General features: G+C 63.4%; 3 protein-coding genes. 2 read left to right on the plus strand and 1 reads right to left on the minus strand.

Annotated elements, in window-relative coordinates; genetic code table 11:
- Nucleotides 1–932: aminotransferase class V-fold PLP-dependent enzyme (locus tag HX846_RS25980; RefSeq protein WP_178966365.1), on the plus strand; the 932-nt coding region annotated here is incomplete at its 5' end.
- On the opposite strand, the gene HX846_RS25985 is transcribed toward HX846_RS25980, so the two are convergent.
- Nucleotides 929–1,270 carry a hypothetical protein gene (locus HX846_RS25985; RefSeq protein WP_008430424.1) on the minus strand — a complete coding sequence of 114 codons (342 nt, stop codon included), beginning with the start codon at nucleotides 1,268–1,270 and terminating at the stop codon, nucleotides 929–931. The genes HX846_RS25980 and HX846_RS25985 overlap by 4 nt on opposite strands.
- A gap of 216 nt (nucleotides 1,271–1,486) precedes the next feature.
- On the opposite strand from HX846_RS25985, the gene rapA reads away from it, so the two are divergent.
- The coding region (rapA, locus tag HX846_RS25990) for an RNA polymerase-associated protein RapA (protein ID WP_178966366.1) at nucleotides 1,487–2,618 on the plus strand (1,132 nt) is incomplete at its 3' end.

Raw genomic sequence — 2,618 nt, forward strand, 5'->3', positions numbered from 1 at the left:
GCTCGACCGCCTGGAGCATGGCGTTCCAGGCGCTCGGCCCGTGGCAGCCAGGCGACCGCATTCTGGTGGGCCGCCACGAGTGGGGCGGCAACCTGGCGAGCATGCAGACGGCCGTGCAATCGGGTGCACAAGTAGAAGTGATCCCCTGCGATGAAACCGGCGCGGTCTCCGTCGCCGGCCTGGAAGCCATGCTCGACGCCCGGGTGCGGTTGATCGACCTGACCTGGCTCCCCGCCAACAGCGGCTTGATCAACCCGGCCGAGGCCATCGGCGCGTTGGCCAGGCGTCATGGCATTGCCTATTTCATCGACGCCGGGCAAGCCATCGGCCAGGTGCCGGTGGATGTGCAAGCGCTGCACTGCGATGTGCTCAAGGGCGCCGGGCGCAAGCATCTGCGCGGCCCACGCGGGACCGCCCTGCTCTATGTGCGGCCGGACTTTCTCGAGCGCTTGAACCCGGCCCAACGCGATGTGTTTTCGGCGCCCTGGAGCCCTGCGGGATTTGACTTGCGCAACGACGCCCGGCGCTTTGAAACCAGCGAAGTGTCGTTCGCCTTGCTGGCAGGCCTGGGCAATGCGTTGCTGGAGGTCAATCGATTGGGGGTCGAGCGGGTCCGCGAGACGGTCCGACTGTTAAGCGACACAATCCGTGAACAATTGCGCCGAATCGACGGGATTACCTTGCATGACCTGGGAACCAGCGCAAACCAGTCCGGCCTGATCGCCTTCAACCTGGCCGGCTGGGACGCCTTCGAGCTCAAGCGCCGCCTGGGCCTCAAGCGGATCAATATCGGTGCCAATGGCGTGCCCTACACTCCACTGGACATGCAGGCCCGCGAGCTGGACAGCGTGGCGCGAATCTCCGTGAGCTACCTCAATACGGCGCAAGACATCGAGCAACTGATCGCCGCCCTGCGCGAACTGCGGGATTAAACCTCGACGTCCACCCACAAGCCTTGCCGTGGTGCGTCTTCAATCAACGGCACCACCGGCACGGTGTTGTCGGCGTTGAGTTCGTCACCGGGAACAGCCAGGTGCTCCTGCGAGTCTTCATCGGCTTCGCGGCGACGCTTTTGCTGTTCCTGCTGGCGACGCTGCTCCTCGCGCAGCAGCAAAGCCGCTTCCTCGGGATCGCGCTTTTGCAAGTCGATGGTACTTTCGTTGGAGCCTGGCTGAACCGGCGCCACGGGCGGGATATCCGGCTTCTGGCGCACCGGGTCAAGCTGCGACGTGACCGGCACAACACTCAAGGGCAGCATGGGTGGCAGCATATTATTAGTCTCCTGTTCAGCAGACTGTCGGCTGCGTGGGTGACGACTTGAGCGTCAAGCCGCCAACTTGTGAACCAATCGTCATCTATCCGACGAAGATACCGCCCTTTTTCTTGCCGCTTGTAGCTTAAAGCTCGAAGCTGCACCTATTCCTTTTGGTCTGGAAGCCGTGTTCCGTTAGAATAGTCGGCTTTTTCACGGCGGGAGTCAGGCAGCATGGCGCAGCAGTATCAACCGGGGCAACGCTGGATTAGTGACAGCGAAGCAGAGCTGGGGTTAGGCACCGTTCTGGCACAGGACGGCCGCTTGTTAACCGTGCTCTATCCGGCCACTGGCGACACTCGCCAGTATGCGCTACGGAATGCGCCCCTCACTCGCGTGAGGTTTTCGCCGGGTGACACCATCACCCATTTCGAAGGCTGGAAAATGACCGTGCAAGAAGTCGACGACGTCGACGGCCTGCTGGTCTACCACGGCCTCAATGGGCAGAACGAGCAGGTCACCCTGCCGGAAACCCAGCTCTCGAACTTCATCCAGTTCCGCCTGGCCAGCGACCGTCTGTTCGCCGGCCAGATCGACCCGCTGCCCTGGTTCTCCCTGCGCTACCACACCCTGGAACACACCAGCCGCCAGTTGCAGTCCTCGCTCTGGGGCCTGGGCGGCGTGCGTGCGCAACCGATCGCGCATCAATTGCACATCGCCCGTGAAGTTGCCGACCGTATCGCGCCGCGGGTTCTGCTGGCGGACGAAGTGGGCCTGGGCAAGACCATCGAAGCCGGCCTGGTGATCCATCGCCAGTTGCTGTCGGGTCGCGCCAACCGCGTGTTGATCCTGGTGCCGGAAAACCTCCAGCACCAGTGGCTGGTGGAAATGCGCCGCCGCTTCAACCTGCAGGTCGCACTGTTCGACGAAGAGCGCTTTATCGAAAGCGATGCCACCAACCCGTTCGAAGACACCCAGCTCGCGCTGGTGGCCCTGGAATGGCTGGTGGACGACGAGAAGGCCCAGGACGCGCTGTTCGCGGCCGGCTGGGACCTGCTGGTGGTCGACGAAGCGCACCACCTGGTCTGGCACGAAGAAAAAGCCAGCCCCGAGTACTCGCTGGTGGAACAACTGGCCGAAGTGATTCCGGGCGTGCTGCTGCTCACTGCAACCCCTGAGCAACTGGGCCAGGACAGCCACTTCGCGCGCCTGCGCCTGCTGGACCCGAACCGTTTCCACGACCTGCACGCCTTTCGCGCCGAGAGCGAAAACTATCGCCCGGTGGCCGAAGCCGTCCAGGAGCTGCTGGACAAGGGCCGTCTCTCGCCCGCCGCCCACAAGACCATCCAGGGCTTCCTCGGCGACG

This window comes from Pseudomonas sp. K5002, from assembly GCF_013386655.1.
Classification (GTDB): domain Bacteria; phylum Pseudomonadota; class Gammaproteobacteria; order Pseudomonadales; family Pseudomonadaceae; genus Aquipseudomonas.

Bases quoted from the DNA above. Each gene is read 5' to 3' on its own strand.
- HX846_RS25985 (WP_008430424.1), bottom strand. From the start codon at position 1,270: ATGCTGCCACCCATGCTGCCCTTGAGTGTTGTGCCGGTCACGTCGCAG.